Consider the following 20,594-nt stretch of genomic DNA (forward strand, 5'->3'; position numbering starts at 1 on the left):
GCAAGCCCCGCGATGCCCCCTTTTCACCCCACACCCGGAACCCCCATGGGCATCAAGAAATCTTCCGCCGAACTCAAGCGCGACCTCAAGGCCGTCGCCGGCAACCTGGAACGCACCGCCGGTGAAATCAGCAAGCTGGCCGAGCGCATCGACGGCGTCGACGTGGTTGCCGTGCTGCACCTGATGAATCGCCTGTACAAAGACTCCGACAAGCTCAAGGCCTACGCCGACGAAATCAAGGTTGGGCGCATCGTGCGTGGCAAGGCCGAGTAGCCAGGCCATGCGCCGACGACTGACTAGCAAAAGCTGCCAGGGCTCTTACACTTGATCTGAACGGTTGACGTCTGTAGACATGCTTGCAGCCAACCTTGACGAGATGGAGCCTGTCGCGATGCCGAGCCTGGATTTTCTCATTACCTCACTGATCGTCGTGCTGATTCCCGGCAGCGGCGTGATCCTGACCATCTCCACCGCCCTGGTGGCCGGCAAGCGCGCCAGCCTCTACACCGCGCTGGGCTGTACGGCGGGGATCGTCCCGCACCTGCTGGCCTCGATCCTCGGCCTGTCGGCGATCCTGCACACCAGTGCCCTGGCCTTCCAGGGCCTGAAGTTCGCCGGCGTCGCCTACCTGCTGTACCTGGCCTACGCCACCTGGCGCGATCGCTCGGCCTTCGCCGTCGACAGCAACAGCGCAGTGGGTAGCGCAGGCAGCCTGATCCTGCGGGCCTGCCTGCTGAACATCCTCAACCCGAAACTGACGATTTTCTTCCTGGCGTTCCTGCCGCAGTTCATCAGCGCCGAGGCGGGCTCGGTGAGCGGGCAGATGCTCAGCCTGAGCGCAGTGTTCATGCTCATGACCTTCGTGGTGTTTGTGCTGTATGGCCTGCTGGCCAACCTGTTCCGTCGCGCGGTGATTGAATCGCCGCGGGTACAGAACTGGCTGCGCCGCAGTTTTGCTGCCTCTTTTGCCGGCCTGGGCCTGAACCTGGCGTTCGCCCAGCGCTGAGGAGCGCTTGCGATGAACCGCTGTGACGTACTGATTATCGGCGCCGGCCCCACCGGGCTGGTGCTGGCGCTGTGGCTGAGCAAACTGGGCATCAAGGTGCGGATCATCGACAGGACCAGCGGCCCCGGCACCACCTCCCGGGCCCTGGCGGTGCAGGCGCGGACCCTGGAGCTGTACCGCCAGCTGGACCTGACCGAGGCGGTCCTCGCCCAGGGCCACCAGGTGCCGGCGGCCAACCTGTGGGTCAAGGGCGAAACCGCCGCGCGGCTGCCGTTCAACAGCATTGGCGCCGAACTTACGCCCTACCCGTTCCTGCATATCTACCCGCAGGACCAGCACGAGCAACTGCTGATCGAGCGCCTGCAGCGCTTTGCGGTGGTCGTCGAACGGCAAACCGAGTTGCTGGGCTTTAGCCAGGACGCCGAAGGCGTCACTGCCCGCCTGCGCCATGCCGACGGCATCGAGGAAGTCTGCCAAGCCGATTACATCGCCGGTTGCGACGGCGCCCGTTCGACGGTGCGCAAGGTCCTGGGCATCGGCTTTCCCGGTGGCACTTACGAGCAGGTGTTTTATGTCGCCGATGTCGATGGCGCGGGGCCGGCGTTCAATGGCGAGCTGCACGTCGACCTCGACGAAGCCGACTTTCTCGCCGTATTCCCGCTGGCCGGCAGCGGCCGCGCGCGGTTGATCGGCACGGTGCGCGACGAGCGCGCCGAACACCCTCGCGACCTGCGTTTCGAGGATGTCAGCCAGCGCGCCATGGAGCACCTGAAGGTCGAGATCCATCAGGTCAACTGGTTCTCAACCTACCGCGTGCACCACCGGGTCGCCGAGCAGTTTGGCCACCAGCGCGCCTTTCTGCTTGGCGACGCCGCCCACGTGCACAGCCCGGCCGGTGGCCAGGGCATGAACACCGGCATCGGCGATGCCATCAACCTGGCATGGAAGCTTGCCGCCGTGTTGCAAGGCACTGCCACCGAAGCCCTGCTCGAAACCTACGAAATCGAGCGCAGTGCTTTTGCCCAGCGGTTGGTGTCGACCACCGACCAGGTGTTCAACTTCATCACCGCCGACGGCCGCCTGGCCGCCCTGCTGCGCACCCGCCTGGCCCCCGTGCTGCTGCCGCGGGTGGCGGCGCTCAAAACTGCGCGGACGTTTTTGTTCCGCACCGTTTCGCAAATCACCCTGAACTACCGCGACATGCCCCTGAGCGTCGGCAGCGCCGGCCAGGTACACGGTGGCGAGCGCCTGCCGTGGGTCAGCGACGGCGCCCACGACAACTTTACCGGGCTGGCACGGATGCGCTGGCAGGTTCAGGTGTATGGTGCGGCCAGCGGCAGCCTGGTGGCCTGGTGCAGCGAGCGCGGCATGCCGCTGGAAGTGTTCGAATGGTGCGACGCCCACGAGGCGGCCGGCTTGCAGCGGGACGGCGTGTACCTGCTGCGCCCGGACAGCTACGTCGCGCTGGCCCAGGTCGGCGCCGGGCCAGAGGTGCTCGAAGAGTACTTCAGTGCACGCGGGATGCGCGGATACTAGCGCTGTTGTGCGAGAATGCGCGCAGGTTTCGCCTCTCTATCTGCTAAGGAATGGCATCATCAGAATCCTCACCTCTTTGCTCCTGGCCTCGACCCTGCTCCTGGCCAGTTGCGGCACTTTTCTTGCGCGCGGCTCCAACAGCTACGGCAGCGGCGACTACTACAAAGGCACCCAGGCCAACGTCCAGTTACTGACCACGATTGGCGCCAGCGGCTACGAAGGTTATTCAACGATATTCTGCTGGGTGACCATCGTCTGCCCGGTGGCTGCGATTGTCACCCTGCCGGCGGACATGGTGGTCGACACCGCCCTGCTGCCCTATGACTCGATGAACTGAAATGCCCCAGCTCGACTACCGCCGCGTGGCGTTTCTGAATATCTACATCAATGACTTCATCATCTATATCGGCGCGCCGCTGATGGTGCTGACCCTGTTCGACTGGATGCCGAAAAGCCTGGGCACCACCATTATCCTGGTGGTTCTGGGCCTTGGCTGCCTGACCTTTCCGTTGTCGATGCTGGTGCGCTGCCCACTGTGCAACGCAGCGATGATGCACTTGTACAAGGATGAGGTTGGCACCGCGCTGTCACGCCGGGTCGGCTTTAGCGAAGTGCGCGGGTTGAAGAAGGTACGTTGCCTGAAGTGCGATGGGCTGCTGAAGATTCGCGATTGATCGCGGGGCAAGCCCGCTCCCACAGGTTTTGCGCAGTCCGTGTGGGGGCTGGCTTGCCGGCGATGGGCTGCAACGCAGCCCCTAGGCGCGGGCAAAACGGTAGGTCGTCACCCCGCACAACAGCAACCCGGCCAGGGCCAGTGATCCGCCGACATAGCCAATATTGCCCAGGCCCATGTGCACGCTGACCAGGCTGCCGATCAGCGCCCCGGCACCAATGCCGATGTTATAAATGCCGGAGAACATGGCCATGGCCACGTCGGTGGCGTCCGAGGCGAGGATCAGCACCCTGGACTGCAACGCCAGGCTGAAGCACATGATCGATACGCCCCAGAACACACTCAAGGTGCCCAGCAGGCGGAAGTCGGCGGCCAACGGCAGCAACAGCAGCAGACAGGTCGCCAGCATGGCGATCGCGCCGATCAGAAAGCCCTGCGGGAATCGCTCGCTGTAGCGGCTGAACAGCACCGAGCCGAACACCCCGGCGCCGCCAAACAGCAACAGCAGCACGGTGGTCAGTTCGCCGCCGATCTGCGCGACGTTCAGGGCAAACGGCTCGATGTAACTGTAGGCAGTGAACTGCGCGGCAATCACCAGCGCCACCAGCACATACACGGTGACCAGCGCCGGGCGCTTGAACAGCACCGGTACGCTGCGCAACGAGCCGGAGTTCTGGCTCGGCAGCAGCGGCAGCGATTTGACCAGGCACAACAAGGTTGCCAAGGCCACCCCGGCAATCGCCAGGAAGGTGGTGCGCCAACCCAGGGCCTCGCCCACCACCCGCCCCAGCGGAATGCCCATGACCATCGCCAGGGTGGTACCGGTTGCCAGCAGCCCCAGGGCCTTGGCCTGTTGCCCCGGCGGCGCTACGCGCACTGCCAGCGAGGCAGTAATGGCCCAGAACACCGCATGGGCCAGGGCGATGCCGATACGGCTGACCAGCAGCATGCCAAAGCTCTGCGCCACCCCCGAAAGCAAATGGCTGAGGATGAACAAGGCAAAGACGATGATCAGCAACTTGCGCCGCTCGATATTGCGGGTCAGCAGCATCATCGGCAGCGAGGCCAGGGCCACCACCCAGGCATAGATGGTCAGCATCAGGCCGACCTGGGCGGTGGACATGTCGAAGCTGCGGCCGATGTCGCTGAGCAGCGCCACCGGGACGAATTCGGTGGTGTTGAAAATGAAGGCCGCCAGGGCCAGGGCGATGACACTCAGCCAACTGCCGGTTCGCGCATCCACGGATGTATTCATGAGTAAAGCCTTGCTCCGAGTCGTTTGCGGTTGCCGGGAACGAAAACGCGCCCAGCGCCAGACACTCATGCCGGTCGGGCCTGAGTGAAGCGTGTGCGCTGAGGAAAGATTTATAAGTATGCGGGGTATCGCTTGCTGGCAAGGATAGTACGTCAGCACCGAAGCTGTCACAACCGCGCAGGCGTGGAGTACCATGGCCCGATTCGTTCATGGAAGACTCCCTGCTATGTCGCAACCCTCCCAGGCTTTGGCCAACATCCTCGACAATGACAGCCTGATCGGCGCTATCGACCAGGGCCTGGCGCCGCAGTACCTGTACTTCTGGGGCCACCGGCAAAAGGTCGAGGGCAAGCCGGACAAAAGCTGCTTCAGCCAGTGGTTCGAGGCCGGCTTCAAAGAGCAAGGCCTCCACTACCCCAGCGCCGAGCACTACATGATGGCCGGCAAGGCGCGGCTGTTCGACGACCAGGCAACGCTGGCGAAAATTCTCGCCGCGCGCACGCCGGCCGAGGCCAAGAAGCTGGGCCGCGAAGTCGCCGGCTACGATGACGCCGCCTGGGTGGCCGAGCGCTCGGCGATCGTCGAGCAGGCCAACCTGCTCAAGTTCGAACAGAACCCGGGGCTGCGCACATTTCTACTCTCTACCGCCGGCCAGGTGCTGGTCGAGGCCAGCCCGGTCGATAGCATCTGGGGCATCGGCCTGGACGCCAAAGCCGCGCAAGCGGCCGATCCACGCCAGTGGCAAGGGCTGAACCTGCTCGGTTATGCGCTGATGCGCGTGCGCGAGCGCCTGGCTGGCTGAGGGCCCAGCGCAGGATTTTTCTGCGCTGCTACACTTTATTCGCGCAGATGGAGGATTCCCTCATGTCCGATAAAGAGATCACCACAGCCCTTTACCTGATCAACCAGCGCCAGGCCCGGCTCGCTTCGGCGTGCAAGGAGATTGCCGACTGGATCGACCGCCAGGGCGATGTGCCGGTGGCCGGCAAGATCCGCGACACCCTCAAGGCCGTCGAAGCCGATGATCAGCTGGTCAGAAAAACCCTCACCTCGCTGAGCGTCGAACGCCCGCTGCCGCGTTTCCGCTAGCCCGCAAAGGCGGGTGGCGGGTGCGCGACACGCGTGAGGTCAATCGCCCAAGAGCCTGGGTCGCCAGTGCCAGGTGCTGTTTATCGTCTACGATTTCCAGCAACTTCTGGCACATTCCGGTGACTGGCTGTCAATGAATATCCTTTACGACGAAAACGTCGATGGTGCCCTGCCCGCCGTCGACAAGCAGGCGCTGCTGCAGGCCTTGCAGGCACAACTGCCCGATCTCGATATCCTCCACGCCGAGGAAGACCTCAAGCCCTACGAATGCGATGGCCTCTCGGCCTACCGCACATTGCCGCTGCTGGTGCTGCTGCCGCATACCCTCGAGCAGGTGCAAGGCATCCTCAGGCTGTGTTTTGCCCGCAAGGTGCCGGTGGTCGCCCGTGGCGCCGGCACTGGCCTGTCGGGCGGCGCCCTGCCCCTGGAAAAAGGCGTGCTGCTGGTGATGGCGCGCTTCAACAAGATCCTCGCCATTGACCCCGCCGCGCGCACCGCGCGGGTGCAGCCGGGGGTGCGCAACCTGGCGATCTCCCAGGCCGCCGCGCCTTATGAGCTGTACTACGCACCCGACCCGTCGTCGCAGATCGCCTGCTCGATCGGTGGCAACGTCGCCGAAAATGCCGGCGGCGTGCACTGCCTGAAATATGGCCTGACCGTGCACAACCTGCTCAAGGTCGAGATCCTTACCGTTGAAGGCGAATGCCTGACCCTCGGCGCCGACAGCCTCGATGCCCCGGGCTTTGACCTGCTGGCGCTGTTCACCGGTTCCGAAGGCATGCTCGGGATCATCACCGAAGTAACGGTCAAGCTGCTGCCCAGGCCGCAGGTGGCCAAGGTGCTGCTGGCGGCTTTCGACTCGGTGGAAAAAGCCGGGCGCGCGGTTGGCGACATCATCGCTGCCGGGATCATTCCCGGTGGCCTGGAGATGATGGACAACCTGGCGATCCGCGCCGCTGAAGACTTCATTCATGCCGGCTACCCGGTCGACGCCGAGGCGATTCTGCTGTGCGAACTGGATGGCGTCGAAGCCGATGTGCACGACGATTGCGAGCGGGTACGTACCCTGTTCGAACAGGCCGGTGCCAGCGAAGTACGCCAGGCCCGTGACGAGGTGGAGCGGGTGAAGTTCTGGGCCGGGCGCAAGAACGCCTTTCCGGCGGTCGGGCGAATTTCAGCCGATTATTACTGCATGGACGGCACCATCCCGCGCCGCGAGTTGCCCCATGTGCTGCAACGCATCGCCGCGCTATCGCATAAATACGATCTGCGGGTGGCCAACGTCTTTCATGCCGGCGACGGCAACATGCACCCGCTGATCCTCTTCGATGCCAACCAGCCCGGCGAGCTGGAGCGCGCCGAAGCCTTTGGCGGCGAGATTCTCGAACTGTGCGTGAGTGTCGGCGGCAGCATCACCGGCGAGCATGGCGTCGGCCGCGAGAAGATCAACCAGATGTGCGCGCAGTTCAGCAGCGACGAGCTGACCCTGTTCCACGCAGTCAAGGCGGCCTTCGACCCCCATCGCTTGCTCAACCCCGGCAAGAACATCCCGACCCTGCAGCGCTGCGCCGAGTTTGGCGCCATGCATGTGCACGCCGGGCAACTGCCGTTCCCCGAGCTGGAGCGCTTCTGATGCTGGCGCACAACAACGATGCCAGCCAGGCGCTGCTCGAACAGGTCAACCAGGCCCGCGCCGAGGGCACGCCCTTGCGCATTCGAGGCGGCGCCAGCAAGGCTTATCTCGGCCGCCCGGTAGCCGGGATCGAGCTCGATACCCGCGAGCACCGCGGCATCGTCAACTACGACCCGACGGAGCTGGTGATCACCGCCCGCGCCGGCACGCCGCTGACGGAATTGACGGCGACGCTTGAGGCCGCCGGGCAGATGCTGCCCTGCGAGCCGCCGCACAGTGACGACGGCGCCACCCTCGGCGGCATGCTCGCTGCCGGGCTGTCGGGGCCGCGCCGGCCCTGGGCAGGCTCGGTTCGCGACTACGTGCTCGGCACCCGGGTGATCAGCGGCCTGGGCCTGCACCTGCGCTTTGGCGGCGAGGTGATGAAGAACGTCGCCGGCTACGACCTGTCGCGGCTGATGGCCGGCAGCTTCGGCTGCCTGGGGCTGATCAGCGAGGTGTCGCTCAAAGTGCTGCCCAAGCCGCGCTGCGACGCGCACATCGCCCTGCAGCTCGACCCGCAGCAAGCCCTGCTGAAACTGGCGCAATGGGGCCAGCAACCGCTGCCGATCAGCGCCGCCTGCCATGACGGCAATGTGTTGCGCCTGCGCCTTGAAGGCGGTGAAGGTTCGGTCAAGGCCGCCCGCGACCGGCTCGGCGGCGAGCGCTTCAAGGCTTGCTGGTGGCAAGACCTGAACCACCAGCGCCTGGGGTTTTTCGCCGACCCGCGCCCGCTGTGGCGCATATCCTTGCCCAACCACAGCCCGCTGCTGGAGCTGCCCGGCGAGCAACTGCTGGACTGGGCCGGTGCCCAGCGCTGGCTCAAGTCCGAGGCCCCGGCCGAGGCCATTCGCGCGGCTGCAAGCCGACTGGGCGGCCATGCCACCTGCTACAGCGCCAGCGACAGCCCGTTCCAGCCGCTACCCACGGCCTTGCTGCGCTATCACCAGCAACTCAAGCAGCGCCTCGACCCGCAAGGGATCTTCAACCCCGGGCGGATGTACGCGGAGATCTGAGCCATGCAAACCACCCTGAGCGATGCCGCCAAACGTCTGGCCCGCGCCGAAGAGGCCGAGCGCATCCTGCGCAGTTGCGTGCACTGCGGCTTTTGCAACGCCACCTGCCCGACCTACCAGTTGCTCGGCGACGAACTGGACGGCCCGCGCGGGCGCATCTACCTGATCAAGCAGGTGCTCGAAGGCCAACCGGCCAGCGCCAAGACCCAACTGCACCTGGACCGCTGCCTGTCGTGCCGCAACTGCGAAACCACCTGCCCGTCCGGGGTCGATTACCACAACCTGCTGGACATCGGCCGCGCCGTGGTCGACCAGGCGGTGGCCCGCCCGCCGCTGCAGCGGGCCTTGCGCAGCGGCCTGCGTAACCTGGCCAGCCACCCGACAGCGTTCAAGCGCCTGGTGCAACTGGGGCGCAGCGTCGACAGCCTGCTGCCGGCAGCGCTCAAGGCCAAGCTGCCGCGCTCGGCAGCCACGGCCCAGGCGCGCCCGCAAGCGCACCATGAGCGGCGGGTACTGCTGCTTGAAGGCTGCGTGCAACCGGGCCTGTCGCCCAACACCAACGCCGCCACGGCGCGGGTGCTCGATCGCCTGGGTATCAGCGTTACCGCCACGCCCCAAGCCGGCTGCTGTGGCGCCGTCGACTATCACCTCGATGCCCAAGCCCGTGGCCTTGAACGCGCCCGGCACAACATCGACGCCTGGTGGCCGGCCATCGAGGCCGGCGCCGAAGCCATCGTGCAAACCGCCAGCGGTTGCGGCGCCTTCGTCAAGGACTACGCCAAGCTGTTGCACGGCGATGCGCAGTACGCAAGCAAAGCCCGCCGGGTCAGCGAACTGGCCAGGGACCTGGTCGAGGTCGTCGCGGCCGAGCCCCTGGATAAACTGACCTGCCACAGCGGCCAGCTGCTGGCAGTGCATTGCCCGTGCAGCCTGCAGCATGCGCAGAAGCTTGGCGGCAGCGTCGAGGCCCTGCTCAAGCGCCTGGGTTTCAACCTCAGCAATGTGCCCGACGGCCACCTGTGCTGCGGCTCGGCGGGCACCTATTCGCTGACCCAGCCGCAACTGGCCAGGCAACTGCGCGACAACAAGCTCGATGCCCTGGAAAGCGGCCGGCCGGATGTCATCGTCAGCGCCAATATCGGCTGCCAGACCCACCTCGATGGCGCCGGGCGCACCCCGGTGCGGCACTGGATCGAGCTGGTGGACGAGGCGCTAGCGAAGTCGCCAAGCCTGGCATAAGCTCAAACGGGCACCCCTGTTCGACAACCCGAGGACTCGTCATGCGTCATCTTCTGCTTGTCTCACTGCTGGTCATCAGCCCCGCCGTCCTGGCCAAGACCGAATGCAGCACTGCTGAAAAGAACCAATGGCAGGACCAGAACAACTTTCAGGAAGAACTGAAAAAGCAGGGCTACGAGATCAAGGAGTTCAAGGTCACCAAGGGCAATTGCTACGAGATCTACGGCAAGAACAAAGACGGTAAAAAAGTCGAGATCTACTTCGACCCGGTCACCGGCAAGAAGGTCAAGGAAGAGATCGACTGAGGTGAGCGACGATAGCCTGCGCCTCTGGGACCCGCTGGTGCGCCTGTGCCACTGGTCGCTGGTGGTGGTGTTTGTCGGCGGCTATTTTCTCACCGAAGAAGGCGATGGCTGGCACCGCTGGCTGGGCTATTACGGCCTGACGATCGTACTGCTGCGCAGTGTCTGGGGCTTTGTCGGCAGCCCGGCGGCGCGCTGGGCGCACTTCTGGCCAACGCCCACGCGCTTGAAGTGGCACTTGCAGGCCCTGTTCAGCGGCCAAGACTACCACCGCCTCGGCCATTCGCCGTTGGGCGCGCTGGTGATGGTGCTGATGTTGCTGCTGATGGCCGGCCTTGGCGTCAGCGGCTTCATGATGGAAGAGATCTACTACTTCTGGGGCGACGACGGCCTGCGCGATATTCACGAGTTGATGGCCGATGCCCTGTTGGCGCTGGTGTGCCTGCACATTGCGGCGGCGCTGTTCGAGAGCTGGCGGCTGAAGGAGAACCTGCCGCTGTCGATGGTCACCGGCAGGCGCCGGCGGCGCTGAAACGCTCGCGGGTCAAGCCAGCATCCACCGAACTGTGGAACTGGCTTGCCAGCGATGGGCTGCGCAGCAGCCCTCTATCAGTGCTGCATAGGCTGGTGATCATGCCCATGCATGGCTTGCGCATTCAACGCCCGCACCGGCGCGTTCACTTCAATGCGCTGCTTGACGCCCTTGGCATCCTCGACCACCAGGGTCAGCGGCACGTGCTCGCCTTCCTTGAGTTGCTGGTTGAGGTCCATGAGCATCACGTGATAACCGTTGGGGTCAAGGCTCACCGCCTTGCCGGCCGGCAGCGGCAGGCTGTCGACCTCGCCCATTTTCATCACGTCGTTTTCCATGCTCATCTGGTGCACCTGCACGGTCCTGGCCACCGGCGAGGCGACGCTGAGCAGCTTGCTGTCGGTGCTGGCGGTAAGGGTCATGAAAGCACCGCTGGACTTCTGGTTGGGCACGGTAGCACGCGCCCAGGCGTCGCTGACGGTGGTTTCGGCCATGGCCGGCAGGGCCAGGCCGATCAGGGCCAGCGCGGCCAGGGTACGTTTGACAGGGTTGCGAAGCATTAACACACCTCCATGACAGTGAGCAGGTCTTCTGCGCACTCTTTTGCATTGAGCGAATGGGACAGGCCCAGGCGCAGCTGGCCGCGGGAATCGAAGACGTAGCTGGTCGAGGTGTGCGAGATGGTATAGGTATCGCCGGCGGGCACCTTCTCGTAGAACACACCGAACTCGCGGGCGGCTGCCGCGGTTTCTTCGAGGGTGCCGGACAACGCCACGAACGAGGGGTCGAAGGCCTTGACGTAGGCGTCGAGCACCTCGGGGGTATCGCGCTCGGGGTCGAGGCTGATGAACACCACCTGCAAAAAGCCTGCATCGCGGCCCATCAGCTTCTTGATCTGCACCGCGCGCGCCAGGGTGGTCGGGCACACCGCCGGGCACTGGGTGAAACCGAAGAACACCATCGGCATCGAACCCCAGAAACTCGAGAGGGTACGGACGTTGCCTTGGGTATCCTTGAGCTTGAACGAACGGCCGAGGATCTTGTTGCTCATGTCCTTGCCGTACTTGAAGTCCAGCGCGCCACCGGAACGGGGGTCGCAACCTGCAAGGGCGCCGAGGCCCAGCAGGCTGATCCCGGCAACAACCTGGCGCCGGGTCAGTAAATCAGTCATGTAACCATCCTTTCGGGAAGGTGCCAGCCCCTGGATAGAGGGCATGTCGAGAAACCTTCGCATTTTGTCATGGTGGTGGACGCAGGTTCCAGCGCGCAGCGCCCCGTACGTCTGTATCCCAGTAATTACGGGGTGCGGCCTGTTGTCGCAGGCAGTGACAAGAAACATCCGGCAACGTCTACGGTAATAATGACGCATCCTGCTCGCCTCTCACTCGTGGAGCCCTCCCCATGCTCAGCAAGGCCGTACTGACCCAACACGAAGTCGCGCAACTGCTTGCCGCCGCCCGCGCCGAAGCCCAGGCCAACCAGTGGCCGGTGAGCATCGCCGTGGTCGATGACGGCGGCCACCCGCTGGCCCTCGAACGCCTGGACGGCTGCCCGCCGATCAGCGCCTACATCGCCCAGGAAAAAGCCCGCACCGCGGCTCTGGGGCGCAAGGACAGCAAGGTCTACGAAGACATCATCAACGGCGGGCGCACGGCCTTTCTCTCGGTGCCGGTGCTCAACGCCACCCTCGAAGGCGGCGTGCCGCTGCGGGTGGACGGCCAGGTGATCGGCGCGGTGGGTGTTTCCGGGGTCAGGTCCGAGCAGGATGCGCAGGTGGCCAAGGTGGCGATCGCCGCGTTGCTGGCCCAGTTGGCCGGCTAAACACTGACAAACTCGAACTGGGTGTATTGCACCCCTTCGGGCGTCTCAATGGTTTCGGCATGTGCCCCCGCCGGCAAGACCCTTGGCCAGAAGCGCAGGCCGGCGAAGTTGTCCGCCAGTACCGATAGCTGCCACAGGCCACGGTGCAAATCGAACAGCGCCTGCGCCGCAGCATGGCCGACCCCTGCCAGGCGATAGGCACTGACGACATAGAACTCGGCCAGTTCGTACACCGCGCGCTCTGACTGCTGGCGAACCAGGGCAAACCCTGCTATTTCGTCCTCAACCAGCAGCAGGTAGGCAAATCGCCCTGGCTCCTGCCAGTAGAGCGGTAAATAAGGGTAGTCCCCGTCGACACCGAGTTCGCGCAAATACTCCGGAAGCATCGCCTCAAAGTGTTGTTTTTCACGCTCAAGTGCAGGTTTGATCTGAACCTTCATGCCGTTAATTTCCTACATCAGTCACAAAACGGTACACATCCTGCTTACTGCGAGGCGACGCATCCTATGATGCGCCTTTCGTAACGACACATAAGGAAAAGTGCCGTGTTCAAACCGTTAGCAGTCGCTGTAAGCCTGGGTTGTGCAATGTTGTCCTCCGGCGCCAGCGCCTATGAATATGGGCAATATGCCGGGCAGACCCTGGACCGTCTGATCAACGACTACCCCGGGCGTTACCGCGGTACCGCCAGTTTCGAAGGTGCTACCGCCCTGATGCAAACACAACTGGGTTTCGGCTACCAGACCCGCCGCCAGGACTTCACCTGGGCCGGCAACCGCAGTTCGCAGAACGTCATCGCCTCCGCCGCGGGCCAGAACAGCACCTACGTGGTGCTCGGCGCCCACTACGACACCTACTTCGGCCGCCCCACCCTGCAAGGCCTGGACGACAACGCCTCGGGCGCCGCCGTGCTCACCGAGATCGCCCGCAACCTGGGCGGCGTGGCCCTGGAGAACGGCCTGGAAGTGGTCGGTTTTGGTGCCGAAGAAGAAGGCCTGCGCGGTTCGCGCGCCTATGTCGCGTCATTGAGCGACAGCCAGCGCGCCAACCTGTTGGGCATGATCAACCTCGACAGCCTGATCACCGGTGACAAGATGTACGCCCACGCCGCCAGCAACAGCATTGCCAACCCGGCCCTGGGCGCCTACCGCGACCAGTTGCTGCGCATCGCCCAGGAGATGAACATCGCGCTGTTCACCAACCCCGGCCTGAACCCCGGATACCCGGCCGGCACCGGTTGCTGCAGCGACGGCGAAAGCTTCAACAGCCTCAACGTGCCGGTGCTGTTCATCGAGGCCACCAACTGGGAGCTGGGTGAACTGGACGGCTACGAGCAGACCGACAACCCGGCGATCCCCGGCGGCTCGACCTGGCACGACCCGGCTGAAGACAACCAGCAAGTGCTGACCAACGCCTTCGGCCAGCAGCGCATCGACCAGCGCCTGAGCGACTTCTCGCGGTTGCTGACACGCCTGGTGCTGGAACTGACCAACGCCGACCTGCTCGCCTCTACCGCCTCCGGCGGCGCCATGGCGCGGCAGATGGAAGACCAGTTGCAACGCCAGCACCAGGCCCTGACCCGCCTGCATGACCGCCGCTGGCTGAGCCTGCTGGACGCCACACGGGCGGTCGGCAGCTTTGATGGTGAAGTGGGTGTCGAAGGCGAAGTTTCGCCAGACAGCGGTTTCGATGCGCCGGGCAACCCCGAGTCGAAACGCGTGGGCGTTTATGGCGTTGGCGATTACCGTCTCAATGAAGCCCTGACTGTCGGTGCCAGCCTGAGCTTCCAGCGCAGCCGCGACGCCCTCGACCACGGCGGGCGCATCGAAGGCGACGCCTGGCAGGCCGGGCTGTTTGCCCTGCTCAACGACGGCGGCCCGCAATGGCTGGCCGGCCAGCTGAGCGCCGGGCATACACGCTTTGATACCAAGCGCTCGGTGTACATCCAGGCCAGCAACGGCCCGGTGCTGCTCGACCAGCGCCTGTCCGGCGACACCTCGGCGTGGTTCTGGGGCGCGCGGCTCGACGGCGGCTACGACTTCAGCTTCGGCGCCTTGAAGACCGGCCCGGTGGCGGGCCTGGACTACATGCACTACCGCATCGATGACTTCCACGAAGACCAGGCCCTGCGCACTGCCCTGGGCTACGAAAAGCAGAACTACGACGCCCTCGAAGCCAGCCTCGGCTGGCGCCTGCATGGCAGCGTCGGCCTGGGGGCGAACATGGCCCTGCAACCCTACGCCAGCGTGCGCTGGGTACGCGAACTGGCCGATGGCCGCCTGGACGAGATCGACCTCACCAGCAATGCCGACGGCCGTGTGCGGGTAGCGGACATGGGCAGCGTCGACAAGGACTTTGGTCGCGCGCAAGTGGGCGCGCAGTTGATGTTCACCGAGCAGTTGGGGGTGTTTGCCGAGGTCAACAGCCGCTTTGCCCATAGCGAGGGTAATCAGGCTGGCTACTCGCTGGGTGTGCAGTGGCAGTTCTGAATCAATAAAATAAAAGGATATAAAAATAACAAAACAATCTAACAATTTGGAATAAACAAATTGAAGGGCCTGCGCGGGCTCCTTATATTTTCGGGCATGCCTTGCCCTTGAATACCAGGAGTCCGCCCATGTCGCACACGCCCCATTCCCCTCTGCGTCGCCTGCTCACCGGCGGCCTGTTTGCCGCCTTGGCGGCGCTGATCCTGCCCGCCCCGCTGGCCCAGGCCGAAGCGAGCAAGACCCTGCGCATCGGCTACCAGAAGTTCAACAGCATCAACATCCTCAAAGGCAGCGGCGCCCTGGAAAAAGCCCTGGAGCCACAAGGGGTGAAAGTCAGCTGGTACGAATTCGCCGCCGGCCCGCAACTGCTTGAAGCGCTGAGCACCGGCGCCATCGACCTTGGCCATGCCGCCGATGCACCCTCAGTATTTGCCCAGGCTGCCGGCAAGCCGGTGGTGTACCTGGCTGCCGAGCAGCCCTACCCCAAGGGCATCGGCCTGGTGGTGCGCGACCAGGACCACATCGCCAACGTCGCCGCCCTCAAGGGCCAGCGCGTGGCCACCGGTCGCGGCTGGAACGCCCAGTACCTGCTGGCCGTGGCCCTGCAGGATGCCGGCCTGAGCTACAAGGACATCACCCCGGCCTACGTCAACAATGCCGCCGACGCCGTGGCCGCACTGCAGTCCGGTAGCGTCCAGGCCGTGACCCTGTGGGACCCGTTCCTCGCCGCCGCCGAAAAACAACCGGGCCTGAAGAACCTGCGCGACGGCAGCGGGCTGTCCAACAACCGTACCTTCTACCTGTCGTCGGCGGCCTTTGCCGACGACAACCGCGCGTTGCTGAAGACCTTCTTCAGCGAACTGGCCAAGGTCAGCAGCTGGGCCAACCAGAAGCCCGACGAAGTCGCTGCCCTGCTGGCGCCGCAACTGGGCATCGGCGCCGATGTGCTGCAGGTGGCCAGCGAGCGGCGCAACTACAACGCCGTGGCCATTGACGCAAAAATCACCGCCGAGCAGCAGAAGCTTGCCGACACCTTCCAGGGCCTGGGCCTGATCCCCAAAGCGCTGAAGGTGGCCGATGCGGTCTACCCGGTGTCGGTCCTGCCCTGAGTACAGACCATGTCCAAGACCATCCGCTTTAACGCTTTCAGCATGAACGCCGCCACCCACCAGTCCCCCGGGCTGTGGCGCCATCCGCGCAACACCAGCGTCGATTTCAATCGCCTGGGTTACTGGACCGACCTCGCCCGCCTGCTCGAACGCGGGCTGTTCGATGCGCTGTTCATTGCCGATGTGCTGGGTATCTATGACGTCTACCAGGGCAGCGCCGACGGCGCCCTGCGCGGCGGCGTGCAGGTACCGGTCAACGACCCGCTGCTGATCGTCCCGGCGATGGCCGGGGTCACCGAACACCTGGGCTTTGGCATCACCTTTTCGCTGACCTACGAGCACCCGTACCCCTTCGCCCGACGCATGTCCACGCTCGATCACCTGAGCGCCGGGCGGGTGGGCTGGAACATCGTCACCGGTTACCTCGACAGCGCCGCACGCAACCTCGGCCTGGCGCGGCAACTGGGCCACGACGAGCGCTACGAGCTGGCCGAAGAATACCTGCAGGTGCTGTACAAGCTCTGGGAAAAAAGCTGGGACGACGATGCCGTGGTGCAGGACCGCGCCAGCGGCCAGTTCCTCGACCCGGCCCGGGTGCACCCGATCAACCACCAGGGCGAGCACTTCCAGGTGCCCGGCATTCACCTGAGCCAGCCTTCGCCGCAGCGCACGCCGGTGCTGTTCCAGGCCGGCGCCTCGCCGCGCGGCCTGCGCTTTGCCGCCGACCATGCCGAATGCGTGTTTATCAGTGCGCCGACCCAGGCGGCGCTGAGCGGCTATGTAGAAGGCATCCGCAAGGCCACTCGCGACGCCGGCCGGCCTGAACAGGACGTGCTGATCTACGCCCAGGCGCTGCTGATCGTCGCCGACAGTCGCCAGGCGGCCGAGGCCAGGCTGCAGGAATACCGCCAGTACGTGGACGTCGAGGCGGCGCTGACCCTGCTGTCGGGCTGGACCGGGATCGACTTCGCAGGGGTCGACCCCGACGCGTTGATCGAGTACATCGACAACGACGCCGGCCGCACTGCCCTGGCGGTGTTCACCAAGGCCGACCCGAACCGGCGCTGGACCGTGCGCGAAGCGGCCGAGTTCGTCAGCCTCGGCGGCCGCGGCCCGGTGTTGCTCGGTTCAGCGTCAGAGATTGCCGATCAACTGGAAGACTGGCTCGACCACACCGGTATCGACGGTTTCAACCTCACCTATGCGGTAATGCCCGACGACCTGCAAGCGGTGGTCGAGCAGGTGGTGCCCGAGCTGCAACGCCGCGGCCGTTATCGCACGGCATATGAAGACGGAACCTTGCGCCACAAGCTGTTCGGCCGCGGTGACCGTTTGCAAGCCGAACACAAGGGCCGGCTCGTCCAGATCTGATCCCAGGCACTATGCTCTGAACAGTCGCCCAACCGCTGGAGCCTGTTCATGCGCCTTCGCTTTGTCTTGTGCCTGTTGCTGGCCATCAGCAGCGGCGCCAGCGCCACTGAACAGTGGCACCTGGCGCAGGATGAAGACGGCATCCAGGTGTACCTCAGCGAGGTGCCGGGTTCGCCCTACCAGCAGTTTCGCGGCGTGGCGTTGATCAAGGCCAGCGTGTCGACCTTGAGCGAGCTGCAGGAAAACCTGCGGGTTGCCTGCAAATGGCTGTACGGCTGCGCCGACATGCGCCTGCTCAAGGTCGAGGGCGACAGCACCTGGGTCTACCTGACCACCGCCCTGCCCTGGCCGGCCAGCACCCGCGACATGGTCATCCAGGTGCAGAGCGAGCGCCGCGACGACGGCAGCCTGGTACGGCGCATCAAGGCCGTGCCGGGCATGGTCAAGCATGTGCCGGGGCAGATCCGCGTGCGCCAGCTCCAGGGCCTGTGGACCTTCGTGCCCAAGGGCGAGCAACTCACCGAAGTGACCTACCAACTGCAGGCCGATCCGGCCGGCGACATTCCCTCGTGGCTGGCCAACCAGTTCGTCCTCGATGCCCCCAACGTGTCCTTGCGCACCTTGCGCGCGGTGGCCGAGCGCCAGGGTGGCTCAGCGCCAGGGCGCTGAGGGCCTCAGAGCACTTCGAACAAGCCGGCGGCGCCCATGCCGCCGCCCACGCACATGCTCACCACCACGTACTTGACGCCACGGCGCCGGCCTTCGAGCAAGGCATGGCCAACCATGCGTGCGCCACTCATGCCGTAGGGGTGGCCGATGGCGATGGCGCCACCATTGACGTTGAGCCGCGCCGGGTCGATGCCCAGGGTTTGCGCGCAATACAGCACCTGGCAGGCGAAGGCTTCGTTGATTTCCCACAGGCCGATGTCATCGACGCGCAAACCGTGCTGACGCAGCAACTTGGGGATCGCCAGCACCGGGCCGATGCCCATCTCCTCGGGGGCCAGGCCGGCCACGGCGATGCCGCGATACAGGCCCAGCGGCCTGACCCCGCTACGCGCCGCCAGCGTCCCGCTCATCAGCACGCTGGCACTGGCACCGTCAGACAATTGGCTGGCGTTGCCGGCGGTGATGCAGCCGCCTTCGCGCACCGGCGCCAGGTTTTGCAGGTCAGCCAATGTCGTGTGCGGGCGATTGCCTTCATCCTGGGTCAGTTGCACGTCCTGGTAACTGACCGCCCCGCTGAGCTTGTCGATGACTTTCTTGCGCACGCTGACCGGCACGACCTCATCGGCAAACAGCCCCGCTGCCTGGGCTGCTGCCGTGCGCTGCTGGGATTGCAGGCTATAGGCATCCTGGGCTTCGCGGCTGATGCCGTAGCGCTTGGCGACGAGCTCGGCAGTGAGCAGCATGGGCATGTAGGCATGCTCGGCCATGCGCACCACATTGGCGTCCTGCTCGGCCGCTGCGGCCTGCATATGGGCGTTCTGCACCAGGCTGATCTGCTCCTGGCCGGCGCCGATCGCCACCTGCATGCCGTCGACCATGATCTCTTTGGCGGCAATCGAAATCGCCATCAGCCCCGAGGCGCACTGGCGGTCGATGGTCTGGCCGCTGACCGACAGCGGCAAGCCGGCCGCCAGCGCCGACAGGCGCGCCAGGTTGGTCGAGGCAGTGCCGCTTTGCATGGCGGTACCCAGCACCAGGTCGTCGATTTCGCCGGGTTCGATGGCGGCGCGTTCGACCGCCGCGCGAATGGCCACGGCGCTCATGGATGGCGCCTTGAAGTCATTGAAGGCGCCGCGAAAGGCCTTGGCTATCGGCGTGCGGGCGGTTGAGACAATTACGGCGTCTTGCATGGCGATGTACTCCAGTCAGTCACAACGCAAACGGCCCAATGCCGCCCGCAGGGGTTCAGGGATGGTTAGCGGGCGGTTGCTGGCGCGCTCGACGAATACGTGAACAAAGCGCCCCACTGCACTGGCCTGCTGCTGCCCGGCCTTGAAGATGCCCAGGCGGTAGTGCACCGAGCTGTTGCCCAGCTTGCTCACCGCCAGGCCGACCTCGATGCGCTCGGGAAAGGCGATCGAGGCGAAGTAGTCGCAGCTGGAATTGACCACCAAGGCAATCACTTCACCCTGGTGGATATCCAGCCCGCCGTGCTCGATCAGGTAGCTGTTCACCGCGCTATCGAAAAAGCTGTAGTAAACGACGTTGTTGACGTGTCCATAGACGTCGTTGTCGTGCCAGCGCGTGGTGATCGGCTGGAAGTGACGAAAGGCCTCGCGCCCGGGCTGCTCCATCAGAACGCCTCCCGATAAATCGCCAGGGCATCGGCTTCACTGACCTCGCGCGGGTTGTTGACCAGCAGGCGTTGCTGTTGCATGGCATCGCGGGCCAGTTGTTCGAGACTGCCCTCAGGCACACCGGCATCGCGCAAACGGCTCGGCAGGCCGCAGCGCGGGCTCAGTTCCGCCAGCTCATCGATCAACTGCGCGGTGAGGCTGTGCACATCGCCGGCGCGCAGGCGCTCACCCAGCAGCAGCGGCGCCAGCTCGGCATACAGGGGCGCCGCCGCTTCAGCGTTGAAGCGCAGCACATGGGGCAGCACCAGGGCGTTGGACAGCCCGTGGGGGATATGAAAATGCCCGCCCAGCGGATAGGCCAGCGCATGCACCGCCGCCACTGGCGCGTTGGCAAACGCCTGGCCGGCCAGGCACGCGCCCAGCAACATGGCCTGGCGCGCCTCGCGGTTGCTGCCCTTGTGCACCGCCTGGTCAAGATTGCCCGCCAGCAACTTCAACGCCTCGCGGGCCAGCAGGTTGGACAACGGGTTGCGCTTGAGCTTGCTGGTGTAGGCTTCGATGGCATGAACCATGGCGTCGATGCCGGTCGCAGCGGTAACGGCTGGCGGCAGGCCGAGGGTCAGGTCGGCGTCGAGCAACGCAAGGTCAGGCAGCAACAGGTTGGAGACCACGCCCATCTTGCTGTGCTCGCCAGTGGTGACGATGGCAATCGGGGTGACTTCCGAACCGGTGCCGGCGGTGGTCGGTACCTGGATCAACGGCAAGCGCCGGCCACGGGCCTGGTCGACGCCATAGATATCGCTGAGCAGTTGCTGGCATTGCGGGTGCGCCAGCAGCGCCACCAGCTTGGCGACGTCCATGGAACTGCCGCCGCCAAAGCCGACGATCAGGTCGGCGTGCATCGCCCGCGCCTGCAGCACCACCTCCAGCACACAAGCTTGCGGCGGGTCGGCCTGCACCTGGTCGAACACCTCTACGGCCAGGCCGTGCTGGGCAAAAGCGGGCAACAGTGGCTCGAGCAAACCCAGGCGGGCAATGCCCGGGTCGGTGACGATCAACACCGCCCGCGCCCCCCGCTCGCGGCACAGGCTGGCCAGGCGCAAGGCGGCGCCGGCTTCGCAGAGGATCTGCGCGGTGGTAGCAAAACTGAATGAGTGCATGCGGCGTCCCTCGTTGTT

The 20,594-nt window shown here is 65.0% G+C and carries 24 protein-coding genes; 17 read left to right on the forward strand and 7 right to left on the reverse strand.

What is annotated here, in order from left to right; translation table 11 throughout:
* The first annotated feature begins 45 nt into the window (after positions 1-45).
* The 5 genes from LOY34_RS16645 to LOY34_RS16665 all read left to right on the forward strand — a co-directional run bounded on the left by LOY34_RS16645 (position 46) and on the right by LOY34_RS16665 (position 3,216).
* Entirely contained in the window at positions 46-273 is a 228-nt protein-coding gene (locus LOY34_RS16645; protein WP_045194298.1) for a hypothetical protein, read from the forward strand.
* 118 nt (positions 274-391) lie between these two features.
* Positions 392-1,006, forward strand: a complete 615-nt coding sequence (locus LOY34_RS16650; RefSeq protein WP_123565625.1) for a LysE family translocator — start codon at positions 392-394, stop codon at positions 1,004-1,006.
* A gap of 12 nt (positions 1,007-1,018) precedes the next feature.
* On the forward strand, positions 1,019-2,542 hold the full coding sequence (locus LOY34_RS16655; protein ID WP_195884536.1) for an FAD-dependent oxidoreductase: 1,524 nt from the start codon (positions 1,019-1,021) through the stop codon (positions 2,540-2,542).
* A 76-nt stretch (positions 2,543-2,618) separates the two neighbouring features.
* Entirely contained in the window at positions 2,619-2,879 is a 261-nt protein-coding gene (locus LOY34_RS16660; protein ID WP_309475560.1) for a YceK/YidQ family lipoprotein, read from the forward strand.
* A gap of 1 nt (position 2,880) precedes the next feature.
* Positions 2,881-3,216: a hypothetical protein gene (locus LOY34_RS16665; protein WP_195884537.1), complete on the forward strand. Its 336-nt coding sequence runs from the start codon at positions 2,881-2,883 to the stop codon at positions 3,214-3,216.
* 81 nt (positions 3,217-3,297) lie between these two features.
* Here LOY34_RS16665 and LOY34_RS16670 read toward each other — a convergent pair whose 3' ends face one another.
* On the reverse strand, positions 3,298-4,470 hold the full coding sequence (locus LOY34_RS16670) for a sugar transporter (RefSeq protein ID WP_195884538.1): 1,173 nt from the start codon (positions 4,468-4,470) through the stop codon (positions 3,298-3,300).
* Between the two features lie 226 nt (positions 4,471-4,696).
* Here LOY34_RS16670 and LOY34_RS16675 point away from each other — a divergent pair, with 226 nt between their 5' ends.
* The 7 genes from LOY34_RS16675 to LOY34_RS16705 all read left to right on the forward strand — a co-directional run bounded on the left by LOY34_RS16675 (position 4,697) and on the right by LOY34_RS16705 (position 10,320).
* Positions 4,697-5,272, forward strand: a complete 576-nt coding sequence (locus tag LOY34_RS16675; protein ID WP_093381281.1) for an NADAR family protein — start codon at positions 4,697-4,699, stop codon at positions 5,270-5,272.
* Between the two features lie 62 nt (positions 5,273-5,334).
* Entirely contained in the window at positions 5,335-5,559 is a 225-nt protein-coding gene (locus LOY34_RS16680) for a hypothetical protein (protein WP_195884539.1), read from the forward strand.
* A gap of 133 nt (positions 5,560-5,692) precedes the next feature.
* Positions 5,693-7,192 carry a glycolate oxidase subunit GlcD gene (glcD, locus tag LOY34_RS16685; protein WP_093387457.1) on the forward strand — a complete coding sequence of 500 codons (1,500 nt, stop codon included), beginning with the start codon at positions 5,693-5,695 and terminating at the stop codon, positions 7,190-7,192.
* A complete protein-coding gene (gene glcE, locus LOY34_RS16690) occupies positions 7,192-8,247 on the forward strand; it encodes a glycolate oxidase subunit GlcE (protein WP_195884541.1) in 1,056 nt (351 codons plus the stop codon). Before glcD ends, glcE begins: the two co-directional genes overlap by 1 nt.
* 3 nt (positions 8,248-8,250) lie before the next feature.
* Positions 8,251-9,486: a glycolate oxidase subunit GlcF gene (gene glcF, locus LOY34_RS16695; protein WP_195884542.1), complete on the forward strand. Its 1,236-nt coding sequence runs from the start codon at positions 8,251-8,253 to the stop codon at positions 9,484-9,486.
* Positions 9,487-9,527: 41 nt separating this feature from the next.
* The gene (locus LOY34_RS16700) at positions 9,528-9,791 is read left to right on the forward strand and encodes a PepSY domain-containing protein (protein WP_045194315.1); all 264 of its coding nucleotides are present in this window, start codon (positions 9,528-9,530) and stop codon (positions 9,789-9,791) included.
* Position 9,792: 1 nt separating this feature from the next.
* Positions 9,793-10,320 carry a cytochrome b/b6 domain-containing protein gene (locus LOY34_RS16705; protein WP_045194317.1) on the forward strand — a complete coding sequence of 176 codons (528 nt, stop codon included), beginning with the start codon at positions 9,793-9,795 and terminating at the stop codon, positions 10,318-10,320.
* Between the two features lie 77 nt (positions 10,321-10,397).
* Here LOY34_RS16705 and LOY34_RS16710 read toward each other — a convergent pair whose 3' ends face one another.
* Positions 10,398-10,880 carry a copper chaperone PCu(A)C gene (locus tag LOY34_RS16710; RefSeq protein ID WP_195884543.1) on the reverse strand — a complete coding sequence of 161 codons (483 nt, stop codon included), beginning with the start codon at positions 10,878-10,880 and terminating at the stop codon, positions 10,398-10,400.
* Positions 10,880-11,491 (reverse strand): SCO family protein, encoded by a 612-nt coding sequence (locus LOY34_RS16715; RefSeq protein ID WP_038995914.1) that lies wholly within the window; start codon positions 11,489-11,491, stop codon positions 10,880-10,882. The genes LOY34_RS16710 and LOY34_RS16715 overlap by 1 nt, the downstream gene beginning before the upstream one ends.
* 230 nt (positions 11,492-11,721) lie before the next feature.
* Between LOY34_RS16715 and LOY34_RS16720 the strand changes: the two genes are divergently transcribed.
* On the forward strand, positions 11,722-12,141 hold the full coding sequence (locus LOY34_RS16720) for a heme-binding protein (protein ID WP_195884544.1): 420 nt from the start codon (positions 11,722-11,724) through the stop codon (positions 12,139-12,141).
* Here LOY34_RS16720 and LOY34_RS16725 read toward each other — a convergent pair.
* Entirely contained in the window at positions 12,138-12,581 is a 444-nt protein-coding gene (locus LOY34_RS16725; RefSeq protein WP_195884545.1) for a GNAT family N-acetyltransferase, read from the reverse strand. The genes LOY34_RS16720 and LOY34_RS16725 overlap by 4 nt on opposite strands.
* A gap of 105 nt (positions 12,582-12,686) precedes the next feature.
* Here LOY34_RS16725 and LOY34_RS16730 point away from each other — a divergent pair, with 105 nt between their 5' ends.
* The 4 genes from LOY34_RS16730 (at position 12,687) to LOY34_RS16745 (ending at position 17,779) form a co-directional block, all read left to right on the forward strand.
* Positions 12,687-14,630: an autotransporter outer membrane beta-barrel domain-containing protein gene (locus LOY34_RS16730; RefSeq protein WP_258663596.1), complete on the forward strand. Its 1,944-nt coding sequence runs from the start codon at positions 12,687-12,689 to the stop codon at positions 14,628-14,630.
* A gap of 128 nt (positions 14,631-14,758) precedes the next feature.
* Entirely contained in the window at positions 14,759-15,739 is a 981-nt protein-coding gene (locus LOY34_RS16735) for an aliphatic sulfonate ABC transporter substrate-binding protein (protein WP_195884547.1), read from the forward strand.
* A gap of 9 nt (positions 15,740-15,748) precedes the next feature.
* On the forward strand, positions 15,749-17,110 hold the full coding sequence (locus LOY34_RS16740; RefSeq protein ID WP_195884548.1) for an LLM class flavin-dependent oxidoreductase: 1,362 nt from the start codon (positions 15,749-15,751) through the stop codon (positions 17,108-17,110).
* Between the two features lie 48 nt (positions 17,111-17,158).
* The gene (locus LOY34_RS16745; protein WP_195884549.1) at positions 17,159-17,779 is read left to right on the forward strand and encodes an START domain-containing protein; all 621 of its coding nucleotides are present in this window, start codon (positions 17,159-17,161) and stop codon (positions 17,777-17,779) included.
* A gap of 5 nt (positions 17,780-17,784) precedes the next feature.
* Here LOY34_RS16745 and LOY34_RS16750 read toward each other — a convergent pair whose 3' ends face one another.
* Genes LOY34_RS16750 through LOY34_RS16760 form a run of 3 tightly spaced genes read right to left on the reverse strand, consistent with a single transcriptional unit; the run spans position 17,785 to position 20,576 of the window.
* The gene (locus tag LOY34_RS16750) at positions 17,785-18,969 is read right to left on the reverse strand and encodes an acetyl-CoA C-acyltransferase (protein WP_258663599.1); all 1,185 of its coding nucleotides are present in this window, start codon (positions 18,967-18,969) and stop codon (positions 17,785-17,787) included.
* A gap of 15 nt (positions 18,970-18,984) precedes the next feature.
* Positions 18,985-19,413, reverse strand: coding sequence for a thioesterase family protein (locus tag LOY34_RS16755; RefSeq protein WP_093381235.1), 429 nt, complete (start codon positions 19,411-19,413; stop codon positions 18,985-18,987).
* The gene (locus LOY34_RS16760) at positions 19,413-20,576 is read right to left on the reverse strand and encodes an iron-containing alcohol dehydrogenase (protein WP_195884551.1); all 1,164 of its coding nucleotides are present in this window, start codon (positions 20,574-20,576) and stop codon (positions 19,413-19,415) included. The genes LOY34_RS16755 and LOY34_RS16760 overlap by 1 nt, the downstream gene beginning before the upstream one ends.
* Positions 20,577-20,594 lie beyond the last annotated feature (18 nt).

The organism is Pseudomonas sp. B21-009, from assembly GCF_024749345.1.
Taxonomy (GTDB): domain Bacteria; phylum Pseudomonadota; class Gammaproteobacteria; order Pseudomonadales; family Pseudomonadaceae; genus Aquipseudomonas.

What these genes read in the sequence shown, in the direction of transcription:
- glcE (WP_195884541.1), top strand. Translation starts at nt 7,192, where the DNA reads ATGCTGGCGCACAACAACGATGCCAGCCAGGCGCTGCTCGAACAGGTC.
- LOY34_RS16650 (WP_123565625.1), top strand. Translation starts at nt 392, where the DNA reads ATGCCGAGCCTGGATTTTCTCATTACCTCACTGATCGTCGTGCTGATT.
- LOY34_RS16720 (WP_195884544.1), top strand. Translation starts at nt 11,722, where the DNA reads ATGCTCAGCAAGGCCGTACTGACCCAACACGAAGTCGCGCAACTGCTT.
- LOY34_RS16700 (WP_045194315.1), top strand. Translation starts at nt 9,528, where the DNA reads ATGCGTCATCTTCTGCTTGTCTCACTGCTGGTCATCAGCCCCGCCGTC.
- LOY34_RS16755 (WP_093381235.1), bottom strand. Translation starts at nt 19,413, where the DNA reads ATGGAGCAGCCCGGGCGCGAGGCCTTTCGTCACTTCCAGCCGATCACC.
- LOY34_RS16715 (WP_038995914.1), bottom strand. Translation starts at nt 11,491, where the DNA reads ATGACTGATTTACTGACCCGGCGCCAGGTTGTTGCCGGGATCAGCCTG.
- LOY34_RS16670 (WP_195884538.1), bottom strand. Translation starts at nt 4,470, where the DNA reads ATGAATACATCCGTGGATGCGCGAACCGGCAGTTGGCTGAGTGTCATC.
- LOY34_RS16680 (WP_195884539.1), top strand. Translation starts at nt 5,335, where the DNA reads ATGTCCGATAAAGAGATCACCACAGCCCTTTACCTGATCAACCAGCGC.
- LOY34_RS16675 (WP_093381281.1), top strand. Translation starts at nt 4,697, where the DNA reads ATGTCGCAACCCTCCCAGGCTTTGGCCAACATCCTCGACAATGACAGC.
- LOY34_RS16750 (WP_258663599.1), bottom strand. Translation starts at nt 18,969, where the DNA reads ATGCAAGACGCCGTAATTGTCTCAACCGCCCGCACGCCGATAGCCAAG.
- LOY34_RS16665 (WP_195884537.1), top strand. Translation starts at nt 2,881, where the DNA reads ATGCCCCAGCTCGACTACCGCCGCGTGGCGTTTCTGAATATCTACATC.
- LOY34_RS16725 (WP_195884545.1), bottom strand. Translation starts at nt 12,581, where the DNA reads ATGAAGGTTCAGATCAAACCTGCACTTGAGCGTGAAAAACAACACTTT.
- glcF (WP_195884542.1), top strand. Translation starts at nt 8,251, where the DNA reads ATGCAAACCACCCTGAGCGATGCCGCCAAACGTCTGGCCCGCGCCGAA.
- LOY34_RS16735 (WP_195884547.1), top strand. Translation starts at nt 14,759, where the DNA reads ATGTCGCACACGCCCCATTCCCCTCTGCGTCGCCTGCTCACCGGCGGC.
- LOY34_RS16760 (WP_195884551.1), bottom strand. Translation starts at nt 20,576, where the DNA reads ATGCACTCATTCAGTTTTGCTACCACCGCGCAGATCCTCTGCGAAGCC.
- LOY34_RS16710 (WP_195884543.1), bottom strand. Translation starts at nt 10,880, where the DNA reads ATGCTTCGCAACCCTGTCAAACGTACCCTGGCCGCGCTGGCCCTGATC.
- LOY34_RS16645 (WP_045194298.1), top strand. Translation starts at nt 46, where the DNA reads ATGGGCATCAAGAAATCTTCCGCCGAACTCAAGCGCGACCTCAAGGCC.
- LOY34_RS16740 (WP_195884548.1), top strand. Translation starts at nt 15,749, where the DNA reads ATGTCCAAGACCATCCGCTTTAACGCTTTCAGCATGAACGCCGCCACC.
- glcD (WP_093387457.1), top strand. Translation starts at nt 5,693, where the DNA reads ATGAATATCCTTTACGACGAAAACGTCGATGGTGCCCTGCCCGCCGTC.
- LOY34_RS16745 (WP_195884549.1), top strand. Translation starts at nt 17,159, where the DNA reads ATGCGCCTTCGCTTTGTCTTGTGCCTGTTGCTGGCCATCAGCAGCGGC.
- LOY34_RS16655 (WP_195884536.1), top strand. Translation starts at nt 1,019, where the DNA reads ATGAACCGCTGTGACGTACTGATTATCGGCGCCGGCCCCACCGGGCTG.